This is a genomic window from Nocardiopsis sp. CC223A, from assembly GCF_030766825.1.
GTDB lineage: Bacteria > Actinomycetota > Actinomycetes > Streptosporangiales > Streptosporangiaceae > Nocardiopsis.
In genome coordinates this window covers 16225-33199 of sequence record NZ_JASFDV010000032.1, presented here as the reverse complement: position 1 = coordinate 33199, position 16975 = coordinate 16225, and the positions used below count along the sequence as shown (strand labels likewise).

At 70.1% G+C, this 16975-nt stretch carries 12 protein-coding genes; 11 read left to right on the top strand and 1 reads right to left on the bottom strand.

Translation table 11 applies throughout. The features are described from left to right. The 8 genes from QJS33_RS15010 (at position 1) to QJS33_RS14975 (ending at position 10766) form a co-directional block, all read left to right on the top strand. The gene (locus tag QJS33_RS15010; RefSeq protein ID WP_306368585.1) at positions 1-1383 is read left to right on the top strand and encodes a styrene monooxygenase/indole monooxygenase family protein; all 1383 of its coding nucleotides are present in this window, start codon (positions 1-3) and stop codon (positions 1381-1383) included. A 59-nt stretch (positions 1384-1442) separates the two neighbouring features. After that, positions 1443-2132, top strand: a complete 690-nt coding sequence (locus QJS33_RS15005) for a class I SAM-dependent methyltransferase (RefSeq protein WP_306368584.1) — start codon at positions 1443-1445, stop codon at positions 2130-2132. Next, entirely contained in the window at positions 2129-5038 is a 2910-nt protein-coding gene (locus tag QJS33_RS15000) for a type I polyketide synthase (RefSeq protein ID WP_306368583.1), read from the top strand. The genes QJS33_RS15005 and QJS33_RS15000 overlap by 4 nt, the downstream gene beginning before the upstream one ends. Positions 5039-5190: 152 nt before the next feature. Then, positions 5191-7035: an ATP-binding protein gene (locus tag QJS33_RS14995; RefSeq protein WP_306368582.1), complete on the top strand. Its 1845-nt coding sequence runs from the start codon at positions 5191-5193 to the stop codon at positions 7033-7035. A gap of 264 nt (positions 7036-7299) precedes the next feature. After that, entirely contained in the window at positions 7300-8328 is a 1029-nt protein-coding gene (locus QJS33_RS14990) for a thymidylate synthase (RefSeq protein WP_306368581.1), read from the top strand. Further along, positions 8325-8858, top strand: a complete 534-nt coding sequence (locus tag QJS33_RS14985; protein WP_306368580.1) for a nucleoside-diphosphate kinase — start codon at positions 8325-8327, stop codon at positions 8856-8858. The genes QJS33_RS14990 and QJS33_RS14985 overlap by 4 nt, the downstream gene beginning before the upstream one ends. Further along, complete coding sequence (locus QJS33_RS14980) at positions 8855-10123, top strand: radical SAM protein (RefSeq protein WP_306368579.1); 1269 nt, start codon at positions 8855-8857, stop codon at positions 10121-10123. The genes QJS33_RS14985 and QJS33_RS14980 overlap by 4 nt, the downstream gene beginning before the upstream one ends. 19 nt (positions 10124-10142) lie before the next feature. Next, positions 10143-10766 (top strand): 3'-5' exonuclease, encoded by a 624-nt coding sequence (locus QJS33_RS14975; protein WP_306368578.1) that lies wholly within the window; start codon positions 10143-10145, stop codon positions 10764-10766. Between the two features lie 189 nt (positions 10767-10955). On the opposite strand, the gene QJS33_RS14970 is transcribed toward QJS33_RS14975, so the two are convergent. Further along, positions 10956-14825 (bottom strand): NACHT domain-containing NTPase, encoded by a 3870-nt coding sequence (locus QJS33_RS14970; RefSeq protein ID WP_306368577.1) that lies wholly within the window; start codon positions 14823-14825, stop codon positions 10956-10958. 219 nt (positions 14826-15044) lie between these two features. Here QJS33_RS14970 and QJS33_RS14965 point away from each other — a divergent pair, with 219 nt between their 5' ends. The 3 genes from QJS33_RS14965 to QJS33_RS31415 all read left to right on the top strand — a co-directional run bounded on the left by QJS33_RS14965 (position 15045) and on the right by QJS33_RS31415 (position 16944). After that, on the top strand, positions 15045-15272 hold the full coding sequence (locus tag QJS33_RS14965; protein ID WP_306368576.1) for a hypothetical protein: 228 nt from the start codon (positions 15045-15047) through the stop codon (positions 15270-15272). A gap of 354 nt (positions 15273-15626) precedes the next feature. Further along, positions 15627-16241: an IS701 family transposase gene (locus tag QJS33_RS31420; protein ID WP_372339667.1), complete on the top strand. Its 615-nt coding sequence runs from the start codon at positions 15627-15629 to the stop codon at positions 16239-16241. Positions 16242-16248: 7 nt separating this feature from the next. Next, the gene (locus QJS33_RS31415; RefSeq protein ID WP_372339666.1) at positions 16249-16944 is read left to right on the top strand and encodes a hypothetical protein; all 696 of its coding nucleotides are present in this window, start codon (positions 16249-16251) and stop codon (positions 16942-16944) included. Positions 16945-16975 lie beyond the last annotated feature (31 nt).

Below are 16975 nucleotides of genomic sequence, written 5' to 3'. Positions count from 1 at the left end.
ATGCGCAAGATCCTGATCGTCGGTGCCGGGACCTCCGGTCTTCATCTCGCCCACGGGCTGCGCGCCCACGGCTATGACGTCACGGTCATCACGGGAAACAGCAGCACCGAGATCCGCAACGCCCGCCCCTCGATCACCCAGTTCACGCTGCCCTCGGCCATGGCGCACGAGCAGGCCCTGGGGTTGGCGATGTGGGAGGAGGTCGCCCCCAGGATCACCGGAGTGGAGCTGATCTTGAGCCCGCCCGGCGCCGCGCCAGCCATGGTGGAATCGGCGTTCTCCACCTACGGGGTGTCCGTGGACCGCCGGGTGAAGATCGCCGACTGGCTTGAATCCTTCGAGGACGTCAAGGAGAAGGTCGACGCCCAAGGCAACACGATCAAGGTCGGCGGCAAGGTGGTCATCCACGGGGTGACCGTCACCGACCTGGACTACTTCTCCCGCATGTTCGACCTGATCGTCCTCGCCACCGGGCACGGCGAACTGGGCCAGCTCCTCGATCAGGGTGCCCCCGACCACATCGTGGACTCGCGCCGGACCGTGGCCCAGGCCATCATCCAGGGGGTTTCCGAGGGTTCCCACACCCGGTGGCTACCGGTACAAGGCGCACCTGGGTCACTGCCCGGCCACATGCCTGAACCGGTTCTGTGCGACTACGCCGTGGTGGCCTCCACCCCGCAGGTGCGCGCCATCCTCTCTCCCGTTCTCATCGACAACGGTCCTCAACACGTTCTCCAGATCGTCGGCGCCCCGGGCGGCCCCATGGACCGCTGGCCTGACCGACCTTCCCCACAGGAGCAGTGGGGTCTCATGCGGGACCTGCTGTGCGAGCACACTCCGCACCTGAACGAACGGCTCGGCAACGCCTCTCTGCTGGAGGAGGAGGACGCGAACCTGCACGTCTATGCCCCGCACGCTCGCAACCCCGTTGGGACCCTCCCCTCGGGCGGGCTCGTGCTCGGCATGGCCGACGCCGTGGTGTCCACTGACGATCCCATCGCCGCGCAGGCGGCGAACGTGTCGATGGCAAGCGCCAACCACTACCTGTCCCGGATCCTCGCCCATAGCACCGCCGAATTCACCAAGGCGTGGATGGAGGAGACCTTCGCCGGGTTCTGGGAGGGCGCACCGACCAAGGAGTTCCCCTTCGCCGGGATGGGACGAGCGGCGGCAGGACTCAGCCAGGTCCTGGACCAGATCTGGTCTCCCGACGCCCCCGCCCATCTCGCCCAGGTGCTCGGCGCGGCGGTCGCGCACCAGCCGGTGGCGGACCGGTTCATCGGCGATCTGGACGACCCCCGCCGCTACGCCGCATGGCTCTACGACCCCGACGCCGCCCATGCCTTCCTCGCCCAGGTCACCGCAACCGCCGGGCGAAGCTGAACCCCTTACCGGTCACACGCCTTGCCCGCTCCCCGCCCCCCTTTTTTTGGAGCACCGCCATGTCAACTACCGTCCCCGCCCCTCCCGCCCTCGACATCACGTTCCACCCGGACCTGTGGTCGCAGACGAAGATGACCAGGCTCTACGACCTCCTCGTCGTCCACGGCACCTACCCGCTGCTGTGGGGCTGCCGGTGGAAGTATCCGGCCCGCCTGTACCGGCACGCCCTGCGCCCCGGCACGACCGTGCTGGACATCGGCCCCGGCTCGGGCTTCTTCCTGGACCGGTTCGCCCCCGGGAACCTGCGGCTCCACCTGCTGGACCGCTACACCGGATCGCTGACCGCCGCCGCGACCCGCCTGGCCCGGCACCGGCCCGCCCTGCACACCGGCGACGCCCTGGACCCGCTCCCCCTGCCCTCCTCCAGCGTCGACCTGGTCGTCCTGGGCATGGTCCTGCACTGCCTGCGCGGGCAGACCATCACCGCCAAAACGCCGGTGTTCGACCACATCCACGAGGTTCTGAAGAAGGACGGTCAGGGCGAGTTCCTCGGCTACACCGTTCTGGCTCATGGGGTGGGGCACAGCCCGCTGGGGCGGGTCGGCCTGGGGCTGCTCAACCGGCGGGGTGTGTTCGCCAACACCGGCGATTCCCTCACCGACCTGGTGACGGTGCTGTCCGACCGGTTCGAGATCGTCGAGCTGTCGGTGCGCGGGTCGGTGGCGCTGTGGCGGGTGAGGACCCGATGACCGCCCCCACCGCCTCGCCGTCGCGGGAACCGGTCGCGATCATCGGTATGGGCTGCCGCCTGCCCGGGAACATCGACACCCCGGGCCTGCTGTGGAAGGCGCTGCTCGGCGGCCGGGACCGCATCACCCGCATCCCGCAGGAGCGGTGGGAGACCATGGTCGCCCACCTGCACCCCGACCAGGTCCCCGCCGCCCCCTATCCGGCGGGGGTCGTCGACCACCGCTTCGACCACGACTTCTTCGGGATCTCCGCCGACGAGGCCGCAGAGATGGACCCCCAGCAGGGCTGGCTGCTGGAGGTTGTTCACGAGGCCCTCGCGGACGCCGGGATCACCCCGGCCTCGCTGGCCGGATCGGCCACCGGTGTGTACGTCGGAGCGGCCTCGATCGACCAGACCGCGGTCAACTTCGGCAACGGGCGGCGGGCCGGGGTGTTCACCGGATCCGGGGCGGGGATGGCGATCCTCGCCAACCGTCTCTCCCACCACCTGGATCTGGCCGGTCCCTCCCTGACCCTGGACACCGCCTGCTCCTCCTCGCTGACCGCCCTGCACTACGCCGCCTGTGACCTGCGCTCCAGCGAGATCGACCTCGCCCTGGTCGCCGGGACGAACATCCTCACCGCCCCGACCATCACCGCGTCGTTCGTGGAGACCGGGGTGCTGTCCCCCGAAGGCCGGTGCAGGCCCTTCGACCGGGCCGCCGACGGGTACGTGCGCTCTGAGGGGGCCGTGGTCCTCGTGCTGGCCCGCGCAGGGGTGGCGGCCGAGCGCGGCCACCGGGTGTGGGCGCACGTGGCCGGGACCGGGCTCGGCCACGGCGGCCACACCCCGCACCTGCTCGCGCCGCGCGCCTCCCGGCAGGCGACCGCCATCACCCGAGCACTGGCCGATGCCGGAATCGGTGCCGGGCGGGTGGGGTGGGTGCAGGCCCACGGCACCGGCACCAAGGCCGGGGACCGCATCGAAGCCGACGGCATCGCCCGAGCACTGGGACAAGACGAGCCGGTTCCGGTGGGGTCGGTCAAGAGCACGCTGGGCCACCTGGAAGGCGCCGCCGGCGCCCTGGGGGTGATGGTGGCGGCCCTGGCCGTCCACCACGGCCAGCTCCCGCCCACCGCCCACCACACCCGCCTGCGCTCCGGGCTGGAGAACAAGGTGCGGGTACCCGTCCAAGTGGAGCCCTGGCCCACCGCCAGCGCAGAGGAAGGGAAAGGACAGCGGGTGGCCGGGGTGTCCTCGTTCGGGTTCGGCGGCGCCAACGCCCACGCGATCATCACCCAGGCCCAGGCCACCGAGCCACCCGCGGCGGAGGACCCGATGCCACTGCCGGAGACCGTCATGGTGTCCGCGCACAGCGCCGCAGCGCTGGCTCACGCCGCTGAGCGCCTGGCCGAGCAGGTGCCCGGTGCGGGGTCGGTCGGGATCGTCGCCGACACGGCACTGGCCCGCGGCCTCCATCTCCGGTGCCGAGCCGCGGTCGTGGCCCGCGACCTCGGCGGCCTCGTCCAGGGCCTGCGGGCCCTCCAGGACGGGACCCCCTCACCCGACGTCACCGGCCCCGGCCAAGCGCCGACACCCCGACCCCGGGTCGTCTTCGTCTACACCGGGCACGGCGGCCACCACCCCGACGCCGGGGTTCAGTTCATGCAGGTTCCGGTGTTCGCCGCCGCGGTGGCCGAGGCACGGACGGCGCTGTCCCGGCGCACCGGCTACGACGTATGGGCGCCCGGAGACCCGATCACCGGGTTCGTCGACGCCCAGCACAGCACCTTCCTCGTTCAGGCCGGGCTCACCGCCCTGCTGGCCGAGCGCGGGATCCACCCGGACCTGGTGCTGGGCCACTCCGTGGGCGAGATCGCCGCCGCCCACACCGCCGCAGTGCTGCCGCTGGACACCGCGGCCCGTGTGCTCGCCGAACGCTCCCGGCTCCTCGGCGGCCTGACCGGCACCGGTGGGCTGCTGGCCGTCCGCGCCACCGTCGACCGGGTCGAGGAACACACCGCCCCCTGCGCCGACCGGGTGACGATCGCCTCCTACAGCGCCCCCGGCGTGCAGGTCGTCGCCGGACCCGTCCTCGACCTGGACCACCTCCAGGCGGATCTCACCGGTTCGGGGGTGTGGTGCAAGCGGGTGCCGGACGCCATCCCCGCGCACTCGCCCGCTGTCGACCCGGTCGTCCCTGAGCTGCGCCGGGTGCTGGCCGGGCTGGTCCCCCATCCCGCGCAAGTCCCGATCATCTCCACCACCGACCCCACCGACCCGACCGACCCCGCCGGGCTGTGGAGCCCCGCCTACTGGGCCGACCAGGTGCGCTCCCCGGTCCAGTTCACCGACGCCCTGCACACCGCTGCCGCCGTTCTGGGCGAGGAGTCGGTGGTGTTCGTGGAGATCGGGCCCAAGGCACTGCTGGTGGAGCACATCGCCCATACCCTCCCCGACCACGCCACGGTCGCGATCACCGCCCACCCGGACGGCCTCGCCCACGGCATCGGAGCTCTGTACACCCACGGCGTCACTCCCACCGGACCCGCACACTGTGCTCGCCCCCACCTGGTGATCCCGCCCGGCTGGGACCACACCGGCCGCCCCGCCCCGGCGCACCGCGACGGACCCGTGCCCCTGCCCGAACCCGGGCAGGTGCCGGACTACCTGGCGGCCGAGGTCGCCCGGCTGGTCCACCTGCCCGACGGCCTCGATTCCGGCTCCACCTGGGCCGAGACCGGGCTCACCAGCCACAGCCTGCTCCAGCTCACGACCCGGCTGCGCCGCGTACCCGCCTGGGCCGGGATAGACGTGCAGCTCTTCTTGCCCTCCCGTACCTGGGCGCAGGTCGCGGCCGACCTGGCCGATCTCTTGCCTGCCTCCGGTACCGCACCGCCACCGATACCGGCGACCCGTAGCTGACCCTGTCCACCCCCGCGGGCTCCTCCGTCCTCCCCTCAGCGGGGAAGGAGCCCATCCGGTGGCCCCGCACCCTTCCCTCATGGGGCGGGGCCACCCTCTTTGAAATGCGAGGACCCGCCGATGACCGCCGCCGCGCAGACCAGGGAGGTGCCGTGCAGTTGAACCAGATCAGCGACGTCACGGGCTCCGCGATCGTTGTGCAGCTGCGCGATGTGCACGGGTCCGTGCACCTGACGGCCGCTCCTGGTCCGCAACCACCACTGTCGCCCCGCCAGCTCCCGCCGCACCAGTTGTTCGTCGACCGCGAACACGCGCGTGCCCATCTCGACCGGGCTTGGGACACCCGCCACGGCACCTGCTGGGTCGCCATCGAGGGCGCGCCCGGGATCGGCAAGACCGCGCTGGTCGTCGATTGGTGGCACCGTCACCCGGACCGGTGGCCCGACGGCGCGGTCTATACGGATCTATCCCGTACTTCCTCCGACACCACGCTCCGGAGGTGGTGCGCGGCCCTGGGACACGCCCTCCCCGGCGACCCGGGACAGGCGGTGGAACTGTGGCGCACCCTCACCTATCACCGCCGTCTGCTGGTGGTGGTCGACAACGCCGACCCCGGCCGCGCCGACGAGGTCCAGGACCTGCTCCCCGCGGGGGCCGGGTGCGCCGGGGTCGTGATCGGGACCCACGGGTGGACACGGCTCGTGGCTCGCGGTGGACGCCTCGTGCGGCTGTCGCCGCTGGACACCGGCACGGTCTCCGGGCTCATCGCCCGCCTGGTCGACCGGCCCCTGCCGAGCGCGACCCTGGACGCCGCTGCTGCGGCCGCCGGCGGTTCTCCCCTCCTGGCCGGGTTGCACGCCTGCCTGCTCGCCCTCGCCCACCCCGACGACACGGAGACGCTCTCCATGCCCGACACCGTCGAACGCGCGCTGGACCTGCTGCCCGAGGACACCGTCCGAGCGGCCGCACAACTGGCCGCCCACCCCGGACCGCACCTGTCGGCGGACCTGGCCGCCGCCTTATGGAACATGCCCTCCGCACAGGCCGTGGCGGTGCTGGGCACCCTCACCGTCGCCCGGATCGTCACCGACCTGGGGGACCACCGCTACACCCTGCCCGGGCCGGTCCGCGTGGCCCTGGGCCGTCGCCTGGCCGATACCGACCGTGCCCAGACCATCGACCGGGTCGCTCGTTTCTACCGCCTCCGGGTGGCCGCCGCCGACCTCGCGCTCAACACATGGCGGTGGCGCGCCGATGAACAGGGACTGGAGGAGGCCGAACAGGCCCAGCAGGCCGAGGAGAAGGTGTGGTTCTCCACCAAGGGTGCGGCGATGGTCTGGCTCGATGACGAGCTCGACAACGTGGTCGCCCTCGCCGGGCTCTTGGCCGAGGAAGTGCGCGTCGAGCTCTGGTACATCGCCGAGCACATCGCCACCTACGTCAACCACCGCAAACCGTGGGCGGCCGCCACGGTCCTGTACCGGCTCGGTATGGAGGCCGCCCTGGCCTGCGGCGACCAGGTGGCCATCGCGCTGATGCACCAGCGGGCCGCCGTCATCACCGCCGACCCCGACGACCGGCGCGCGCACCTGGAGGCCGCCCTGGACACCTACCGGGCCGCAGACCACCCCGAGGGGGTGTGCTCGGCCGAGCAGTCCCTGGCCGACCACCTCAACCGGGGACCTGGCCGGTGCGGAGGAGCTGTACTGCGCCTCGCTGGCGGGGCACCTGGCGATCGGACGGGGCCGCGGAGCCGCGCTCACCCTCCGCAAACGCGCCGAGAACCGGGCTCGGATGGGCCGCACGGCAGAAGCCGTCACCGACTCCGTCGACGCCCACCGTACCCTCTTGGGTTTGGGATCCCCGGACACCTACCAGGCCACCCGGACGGTGCAGGGCCTGCTCCGGATGCTGACCCTCACGCCCCCGGAGCCCGTCACCGTACGGGCGCTGGAGATGCTGGCGCAGCAGACACTGCACCAGGCCCGCACGGATAGAGCGGTCCACGAGCAGGCGGGCCTGCTCACGAGCCTGGCAGATCTCGCCCGGATGCGCGGCGACCACGACCGCGAACGCGCACTGCGCGACGCTGCACGGCAGTCGATGGCCCCAACCGGTCACCCCGACAGCGACCCACCGACGGCAACGCAGGCACCGGCACGGTGACCTCCGACGAGCCCAACAGCCCGTGCCCGGCCGCCGAGCCGTACCACGACCCGGCCCCTCACCTTCGTTCCATCACCTCTACGTGGAGAAACGCCATGCCTCCTGCCCTTCTCACACCTGCGACCTTCGAGTCCTTCCACAACGCCTACCTGGCCATCCTGGAGGCGATCACCACCGCCCCGGAGTACCGCACCTCCTCGCGCGGCAACGACTCCGCCGAGATCACCAACACCAGCTTTCGGCTCACCGACCCCCGCCAGCGGCTGCCGTTCCTGGAGCGGCGAGCGGTCAACGTCGTCTACAACATCGCCGAGGCCCTGTGGTACGCGGCCGGGCGCGAGGACCTCGACATGATCGGCTACTACGCGCCCGGCATGGGCGCCTACTCCGCCGACGGCAAGGTCCTCACCGGGACCGCGTACGGCACCAAGTTGTTCACCCCCGACCGGGAGGGGGTCACCCCGTGGGCTCGGGTGCTGGAGCTGCTGCGCGCCGACCCCGACACCAAACGCGCGGTCCTGGCCATCTACCGGGCCGAAGAACTCGCGGTGCCCGACAACCCGGACGTGTCCTGCACCCTGGCCGCCCAGTTCCTGCTGCGGCAGGGCCGGTTGCACCTGACCTGCTACATGCGCGGCAACGACGCCTACATGGGCATGGTGAGCGACGTGTTCGCGTTCACCTTCCTCCAGGAGGTGGCCGCCCGCGAACTCGGCGTCGAGCTGGGCCACTACACCCACCACGTCGGGTCCATGCACGTCAACGACCGCGACGCCAAGACCGTGCGCCGCCTGCTCAACGAACCCCGCACCCCCGGCTACGTCCGACCCGGGCTGCCCCTGGCGGTCATGGGTGCCGACACCTCCATGGCCGTCATCGCGCAGGTCCTGGAGTACGAGGAGGCGCTGCGCACCGACCGCACCGGCTACACCCCCGCCCAGGTGGCCGCGCTGCCACTGCCCGCGTACTGGCAGCAGATCGTGTTGCTGTTCGAGGTGTACCGGCAGATCAAGCACACCGACGCCCCGGTCGGCGCCGACCACCTGGAGGTACTGGACCCGGCCTACCGGTGGCTGATCGCCCGCCGGTGGAAGAACCGCATGCCCGCGCAGGTCGCGGCGTGACCGCGCTCGTCCCCGGTGGCGGGTGGGGGCGGTGGACGGTGGCGCTGTGCAAACCGGACGCCACCCGCCGCGGCCTGGTCGACACCGTCCTGGACCACATCGCTGCCCACTCCCACCCGGTGCACCGCCGCACCGTGGTCGTGACCGAGGAGCAGATCCGCAGCCACTACGCCGACATGCTCGCCCTCGACGACCGGTTCCCGTTCGACGTGGCCGACGAGCTGCGCCGCAACTGGGTCGGCCAACGGGTGACGGTCGCCCTGTTCCACGGTCCCACCGACGACACCCCGCAGCGGGTCCGGGCCCTGCTGGGCCACTACGACCCAGCCCAGGCCGCCCCGGACACCATCCGGGGCCGCTACGGCACCGACTCCACAACGTACGCCCGTGCCGAGGGCCGGTTCATCGACAACCTCATCCACACCAGCGACGACCCGGCCGGTACCGAGCGTGAGTTCGGTGTGTGGTTCGGCCCGGCATTCGCGCATCTGCTCACCTCCACCCCCCGATCCGAGGAGTTGTCCCCATGACCGAGACCATGCTGACCGACGGGGCGTCGATCCCCATCGGCTCCCGTTCCCTGGCCGTGATGCCCGCCGAGCAGCAGGCCGGGCTGGACCCGTACATGGGCCAGATCATCACCAACCGCAAGAGCGGGCTGTCGTTGAACCACGTCATCGGCTGCCCGCTGGACTGCGGGTACTGCGTCCGCCACTTCTGGGGCGACTTCGACAACAAGACCCCTCAACTGCTGGTCACCACCGCAGAGGCGGTGGAGATGCTAGTCGGCCACGAGGCGTTCGCCCCGCACACCACCCCGATCCAGCTCTTCAACAAGGCCACCGACCCCATGCTGCCCGGCGTCAAGCCGCACACCTTCGCGGTCTTGGAGGAGCTGGACCGGCGGGGCCTGCGCAACCTGGTGCTGATCATCACCCGCTTCCACGTCACCCGAGCCGACATGGAACGGTTCGAGGCCCTGGCCAACGTGCGGGTGACGCTGCTGTTCACCTACTCCGGCATCACCGACTCCCGGGTGGAGCCGATCGCGAAGTCCCAGGCCACGGTGAGGTCGATCGAAACCGCCGCCGCGCACCGCCGCCGCACGAAGGTCATCCTGTACTGGCGGCCCATCACCCCCGGGTGGAACGACGACCCCGACACGATGCGCAGCGTGCTCGACCTCGCCGACCGCGCCCAGGTCGACGCCCTGGTGTTCACCGGCTACTACCACAAGCAGGAGAACGCCACCTACCTGCGCGACCTCGGTGTGCAGGTGCCCTACGCGACCGACTACCAGCGCCGCAAGGTGCTGCCCGAGGAGCTGGACGCGAAGGTCGTCCGGGCCTGGCGCGAGCACGGCACCAAGGTGCCGCTGTTCCGCAAAACGAGCTGCGGGGTCACCTACGCCCACCAGGTGCCCGACTACAACGGCCACTGGGGTGTCCCGGAGCTGTGCGACATCTGCCCCGCCGCCCAGCGCAAGATCTGCGCCGACGACCACCACCCACCGACCCAGGACGAGTTCCGGGCCGCGCTGGACTCCTTCGGCTACGACACCGACGCCCCGTTCCTGGTCGAGGGCGGGCACGTGCTCACCCACGCCCTCGGCGAGCAGCGACGCTACGCTCTGCAACACCGGCTGCGGTTCCAGGTGTGGGAGGTCGACCACCCGCACCTGCACCGCGCACACGGGCGCACCCTGGCCGGGTACACCCTGAGCACGGACGAACAGCGCCAGCTCGACCAGGCCCGGCAGCGGCTGGCGGCGGCCGCCCGACACCAGGACGACTGACACGGGGAGGGGACCCGTCATGACCGACCAGGCGTGGACGAGGATGCCGCTGGTCGCGCTGGACCTGGAGGGCACCGGCTCCCAGGACCGCGATCAGGAGGCCATCCTGGAGATCGCCCTGGTCCGGCTGGTCGACGGGTCCCCCGACATGGCCACCGCCTACGACACCCTCATCAACCCCGGCCGGCCGGTCCCTCGCCGCCCCTGGATCAGCACAGGCCTGAACGACGACACTCTCAAGGACGCGCCCCGACCTGAGCAGATCGACAACGCCCTGGTGACCCGGGTGGAGGGCCGCTACCTGGTGGGCCACAACATCGGCGTCGACGACAAACTTCTCCGCCTGCGACACCCCCGAGTGGCTCCGGCTGGGCTGATCGACACCCTGCGCCTGGCACGGGCCCTGAACGTGCCCGGACCGAAAAACCTCGGTGCCCTGCTGGGCCGCTTCGAGCTACGCGACCGCGTCGACAAGCTGGTTCCCGGAGGGCGACCGCACCGCGCGCTGTGGGATGCCGTGGCCGCAGCCCTCCTCTTGTGGGAGCTGACCGACCGGGGTGGGATCACGTCCTGGTCGGCGTTGCGCTCCGCTGCTGGGAAAGGGGTGCCCCCCGAGCGCCAGGAACAGGAAACCCTGTTCTGAACGGAGCCGGTTGACAGGTGTCCATTCGCCCATGCTGATTCAGATGCCGTTCTGTGAGTGCGGTTCTTCCACGAAGCCAACCTGAACACCCTGTCCAGAAACCTCGGGGACACCTCACACACCACAGCCTCCATCAGACTCAGCGCGAAACAATTCCCGGTCCTGACCCGTTGGCGTGACCGACCGCCCTCACCTCGGCAGAGCCAGGTCCCACCACCGGTCCGCCCCAGGTTCCTGATCCGCCTGCTTCAAAGTCTCCCGTAGTGCTCTCGCCACCACATCGGGCAGTTCCCCAGACAAGAGCAGTTCCTCCAACCGCCCTCGGATCCCCGGGTGGGCCGCCGCATCCGACTGCTGGGCCACAACCGCCGCGAACCGCCGGTGCATGCGCGGCACCGCGTCGAGGACCATCTCGATGTCTTCCTTCCCGAACATGGCCATCGCCCGCCCCACGGTGCCCCGTAGGCGGGCAGAGACGTCCCGACAGGGCTTGTCCGGTACCTGCTCCGACTCCAGGCGCGTACCGAACTCGATGAGATAGTCGCGACGTGCCGCCGCCCCTGGCCCGGGTGCCCTGCGGTGCGCGGGCTGGATGAAGTTGGCGGTGTAGGTCAGGGCAGTGCTGTCGACCGGGAGGAAGAACGCGCTCTCCCACAGCGCCGGGAGGATACCCTCGCCGCCCCACGCGGCGTCGGCCGAGACGAGCAGGCGACGCGCCCACGTCACATCAGCCTGCCGTAGAAGTGCTCCCTGCCCGTCCGTGCGGAGGCCAGCGGCCAGGACCTCGCGCACCCGCTGGTAGGGGTACTTCCTGAGCATGAGTCCCAGGTGGGCTATTCGCAGCAGGGAGGCGGTGCAGCCCGCCGCGCGGGAGGTTTCGAGCCAGCGAGAAAGGTCCCCCCACTCGGGTAGCGGCAGAACCTCGTTCTCCACCAGTGCGTCGTAGAGGCGTGCCGCTTGGCTCTGGGTGTTCGATTGGAGGCCGTCGAGCCCCTCCCGAATGCGCTCTTCGAGAGATACAGCGTGCGGGGCAAGCAGGTGCCAACTGCCGGGCAGGTCCCCGGCCCGGACCAGTACACAGTGGTGGTCGCCCCTGCGGAGCGCCAACCGGACCCGTAGGTCGTTCTCCTCCGGGTCGGTGTGGATCGTGCGTAGCTCGGTTGCCAGGATCTTGCTTCCCCTGCCCGGAAGTGGATAATCCGAGTCTGCGGCCTTTTCCAGCGCCTCGCACGCCTCGGGCACCTCCACGAGGACCCCTCGCAGCAACAGGCGTAAGAGTCCTTCCGGGTCCAGCCACGCCTCCCACCCGGTCAGTGACTCAGAGCGCGCGAAGACCTCGGCCGCAATGTCTCCCGCCACACGCCCGGGTGTGTCCGGGTGAGCGAGGGTCTTGAGTAGGGCCTCAGCCCACCGTTCGGGGCCGCTTGGGCGCCTCCGGTCCTCACTGTCGATACCTGCCCCGCGCAGTCCGGGAACGAGCCACCGCTCCACCGCTTCGGAACGGATGGAGCACCCTTCAGCGCGCATCAGGGGGATGAGCCAGCCGCGTCCGGCTTCGGCGATCACCTTCGGGTCGTCCGTCGAGGCCAGGATGTCGGCCACACGCGACCCGTACTCCTTCGGTGCGGACTCGCCGAAGGCGAGCAGTAGCCCTCCCAATCGGCCAGCCATCGGGAATCCCGGATTCTTCCCGGCCTGCGCTATCTCCCGGACCAGGTTCTTCAGCTCCTCCAGGGCGGTGTCCCATCCGTGGGAGGCGGCGTGCGCGATGACCCGTTGCCTGTGGATGGCGGCCAGGGGACGCAACGGCCCTTGTGTGGTCGGCCCCCAGGAGAACCCGGCGAATCGATCAGCCCACTCCGCCAGGACGTCCGGCTGCGCGGTGGCCTCCTCCGCTGCGATCTGCAGGACGTTGGCCAGATGGCTGCTCTTGCGTTCGGCCAGGGCGGGCCTGCTCGACCGGATCACCTCCTCCAGAGCCGCGGTGTCCTCCGATGACAGCCGCACCAGGAGGGTCGGCAGCTCCAGCCGGGCAGCGAGGACAGATACCTCCTCCGTCAGAAGGCGGTCGACCAGGCCGACCCTGAGCACGGCCCGCAACGTCAGGGACGCATCCCAGTAAGCGGAGCGGGACAGCACACCGACGACCGTGGCCCACGCGGCGTCGTCCCTGTCCACACAGCGGGCGAGTACCCCGACATCCCTAGCTTCCAACGTGCGGTTGGGCGGAGGCAACAGCCCGAGGGCGTCGCGCAGGACGGGCAACTGCTCCGCCGCGACCACACGTTCGATCAGCGGGTACAGGCCCGCGGACAGTCGGGGCGCCTGGAAAAGCACCCGCAGTACCACCTGTCTCAGTGCGTAGGGGATCTCCCCCGTGTCCGCCTCACCGGCCATCATCCGCAACGATCGCTCCGCCAGATCGAACGCGGACCCGGCGGTCTCCTCCCGCCGCCAGGCACACAGCCAGGTCTGTTCGAACACGGTGATGCGAACGAAGTCCCCCGGATACGCCCAGCAGCGCTCACCCAGTACCTCCAGAGCACGCTCACCGAACCCGGCCAGCAGCGCCTGCGCGGCAGCGAACTCGAAGAAAGTCTGGTGGAAGAAACGGAAAACACCCGCGCTCCACTCTCCGACCCCGCGGCGGCACAACTCATCCAGGTCGGCACGCAACAGCCCCCACTCCATACCGGCTTCGGCCCGGAGGGCGTGCTCGCGCACCTCTGGCAGCCCCCGGCGCAGCATGGCCATCGCCACCAGTCGTACAGTCTCGGACAAGTCGTCGTCCTGGCCGCCGGTCCCACAGCCCGGAACCCACACCCTGCGGTCGGTCCGCACCCGGCTGTCCCAGAAGTCCTGGTACAGGTCGGTGACATCGATGTTCCCGGGGACCCGTCCCGGCGCGTACACCTCGAAGAGCATGCGTAGGGTCAGAGGCCGCAGGCACAGCTGTTCCAAAGGCTGCCTTCGCGCGACCGCGTCCCTGAGTTCGGCGCTGATCAGCTCCGATCCTTCGTGGAACCGGCAGTAGGCGTGGGTGTGGGTTTGCACTGCACGCAGGAACTCGTCGGGCTCGCCGTTCGACCCAAGAGCAGTCGAATAGGGGCCCAGCGTCCTGCGCACCCAGGCGACTCCGGCATTGTTCGCCTTCCCCCTGATCCGCTCGGCTTCGGCGGGACGTGAGGTGACCACGACCGGAACCCCGAGCTCCCCCGACCGTTCCAGCAGGGTACGCAGGGCCACTTGCGCGTGCTCGTCCGAGGCGATCAGGTCGGCGGTGTCTACGAGGACCGTCGCCTCTTGCGTCCCCTGGCCAAGGAGCTCCTCCACTGCAGCCAGGATCTCCGACTCCGGACTCCGTCCCTCATCACCCCTATCGGTGAGCCACGCCGCCTTAATCCAGAAGACCGCGCGATCCCCCCGTTCCATGAGCCGGTGGGCGAGGCCCCACAGCAGACTGGTCTTGCCGACTCCGGGCTCACCGACGATCAGCTGGGCGGGCACCTGCCCGGACTCCATAGACCGCAGCACGTCGTCCTCGATGTCGCGGCGCACGTACAAACCCGCAGCGAACTCCCCGCTGACGGCCTCCCTGTCGAGCATGTGCGCCCGCGGCACCCGGCCAGCCTCGTCCACGGCCAGATCAGACCGGTGCCGTACCCGGCGCAGGGTGTCCGAGGGCGACGCCCGCACCAGGCGTCCGGTCCCTGGTTCCCTCAGATAAGAGGCGACGGGAGGGTGGCTGGGAGCAGGGCCGTTCCGCCGTTCGGCTCCGCCGCGGTCACGTGCCGCATCGAGCAGGCGCCCCCAAGACAGGCGTATACGCTCCCGATCGTCCCCGTCCAGCCGCCCCGCCAGTTCGTAGCAGTGCACGACCGTGTCCAAGAACGTGTCCCGGTGCTCGATGCTGGGGACGCTCTTATGCTGCCACCCGTGGAGGGTGGACTTGCTCAAGCCCATACGCTCGGCGATCTGAGCCTGGGAGGCGTTCGTGTCGCCGATGAGCTTCCTGAACTCCGTGGCGAGTACTTCCCGGGGGTCCTGGGGTGCGGGCACGGGCACGCTCTTTCGTTCGGTCCGTCCGCTGGTGGCGTTCGGTCGGGGGTCCGAACGAACACCGACTCGGGGGTGGCACGGCCTGCCTGATCAGCAGGGTAACCCGGGTGGCGGCGTTCCGTGGAGGAAAGGCGATTGCCGAACGCTCGTTTTTGGCGGCAGTGTCCCGTTCTGGCAGCACGACCGGCGGGTGGCCGTCGGAAACAGTCGGAGGTGGGCATGGACATGGAGATGGTGGTGACCGTTGTGGGGGCGGTCACGCTGGTACTGCTCGCGTGCACTCGGGTGGCGGACGCCCTGGCGGCATTGGTGAAGGCGTTCATCCCCGTGGTCCGGGCGATCGGGGAACTTGTGCGCGCGGCACGAGAGGAGCGAAGCGAGGCCGTACAGGAGGGGTCCTCTGATCGGCTGCCTCCCGGCGAGGAACCGGAACGGGGAAAGCGGTGAGGGGGTAGGGCCAGAGCACTCAGAGCCGATGCATCCCCTTACGTAGGGTTTTCCGCAAGCCGTACGCAGACAGAGCGCGAAGACCTGGGCTGGGTCCCGATACTCGGAAAACCCCAGAGCAACGAGCACGATGCCGGTGGGAGCCGACATCACCCTCGACATGTACCCAGAGATCACGAGCGATGACCGCCCGGTTCATGTGTGCCGGGAGGCGATCCCGGCACATACCAGTACTACAGTTGCACTTCCGGTTTGTCCTGGTCTGAGCGCTCTGCGCCGCTCCGGAGGATTAAGCGCCGCTGATCTGGCGGTTTCCCGGACACACGAACGGCCGCCACCCGATCATCAATGGTTGTGAAGACAAAGAAAGAACAGGCGGCGGCCGCGGACACCAGCGTAGCCGCCCAGCGGTGGCCGCGCCTGCTGAACGAAACCATCGACACCGTCGTCACCCCGCACCTGGCCCGCCCCGAGACCCGCACCACCGCCCGCGAGGTGATCAGCGCCCTGCTGGCCCCGTTGCAGGCCAAGAACTGCTGGACCCTGGCCGAACACGCCGGTCACCCCTCCCCGTACCGGTTCCAGCACCTGTTCTCCCGCGCCCGCATCAACGAGACGGCTCTGGCCGCCGCGCTGCGCGACCATGTCATCGCGCACCTGGGCACTCCTGACACGGTCCTGGTCGTGGACGAGACCGGTGACATCAAGCAGGGAAAACACACGGTCGGGGTCACCCGCCAGTACACCGGGGTCACCGGCCAGGTCGAGAACTGCCAGGTCGCGGTCTACCTCGCCCACACCACACCCACCGCCCACGCCCTGATCGACCACCGCCTCTACCTGCCCCGGACCTGGACCGGGGACCTCGCCCGCCGCCGAGCGGCCGGGATCCCCGACACGACCCGTTTCGCCACCAAGACCGAGCTGGCCCGGCAGATGATCGCCGCCGCCCTGGAGCAACACCCCTGATGCGTGGGTGGCCGGCGACGAGGTCTACGGCCGCAACCCGCACTTGCGCGGCTACCTGGAAGAACACGGGGTGGGGTACGTGATGGAGATGTCGGCCACCGACCCCTTGCCCACCCCGCGCGGTCCCCTGCCGGTCAAAGAGTTGGCCGTCCTGGTGCCGGAGCGGGGGCGGCAGAAGCATTCGGCCGGGGCCGGGTCCAAGGGCGAGCGCTACTACGGCTGGGCGCTCATCGACGACCGAACCGATGAGCACGGGGTGCGATGGGTGCTGATCCGCCGCAACCGCACCACCGGTGAGCTGGCGTTCTTCCACTGCTTCGCCCCGGTGGCGGTGCCTTTGGCGCGTCTGGTGGTGGTGGCCGGGCGCCGCTGGAGGGTGGAGGAGTCCTTCCGGCACGGCAAGGGCCTGGCCGGTTTGGATGAGCACCAGGTGCGGACGTGGACCTCGTGGCAGCGGTGGAGCCTGCTGGTGATGGTCGCTCACGCGTTCGTGGCCACCTGCCGCCTGGCCGAGTTGCGCCTGCATCCGCACCGGTCAGGGATGGTGGCGCTGTCCTGCAACGAGATCGCCCGTTTGATGCACGCCCTGTTCGCGGTCGGGCACGGCCCAGAGCAGGTGTTGGCGTGGTCGGTGTTCAGACGCTCCCACCAAGCGCTGGCGATGGGCTGCCACCGGCGCAGACGAGCGGCTTGTGAATCATGACAAAACGGAAGTGCAACTGTAGTACCAGGGT

Bases quoted from the DNA above. Each gene is read 5' to 3' on its own strand.
- QJS33_RS14975 (WP_306368578.1), top strand. From the start codon at position 10,143: ATGACCGACCAGGCGTGGACGAGGATGCCGCTGGTCGCGCTGGACCTG.
- QJS33_RS14965 (WP_306368576.1), top strand. From the start codon at position 15,045: ATGGACATGGAGATGGTGGTGACCGTTGTGGGGGCGGTCACGCTGGTA.
- QJS33_RS15010 (WP_306368585.1), top strand. From the start codon at position 1: ATGCGCAAGATCCTGATCGTCGGTGCCGGGACCTCCGGTCTTCATCTC.
- QJS33_RS14990 (WP_306368581.1), top strand. From the start codon at position 7,300: ATGCCTCCTGCCCTTCTCACACCTGCGACCTTCGAGTCCTTCCACAAC.
- QJS33_RS15005 (WP_306368584.1), top strand. From the start codon at position 1,443: ATGTCAACTACCGTCCCCGCCCCTCCCGCCCTCGACATCACGTTCCAC.
- QJS33_RS15000 (WP_306368583.1), top strand. From the start codon at position 2,129: ATGACCGCCCCCACCGCCTCGCCGTCGCGGGAACCGGTCGCGATCATC.
- QJS33_RS14980 (WP_306368579.1), top strand. From the start codon at position 8,855: ATGACCGAGACCATGCTGACCGACGGGGCGTCGATCCCCATCGGCTCC.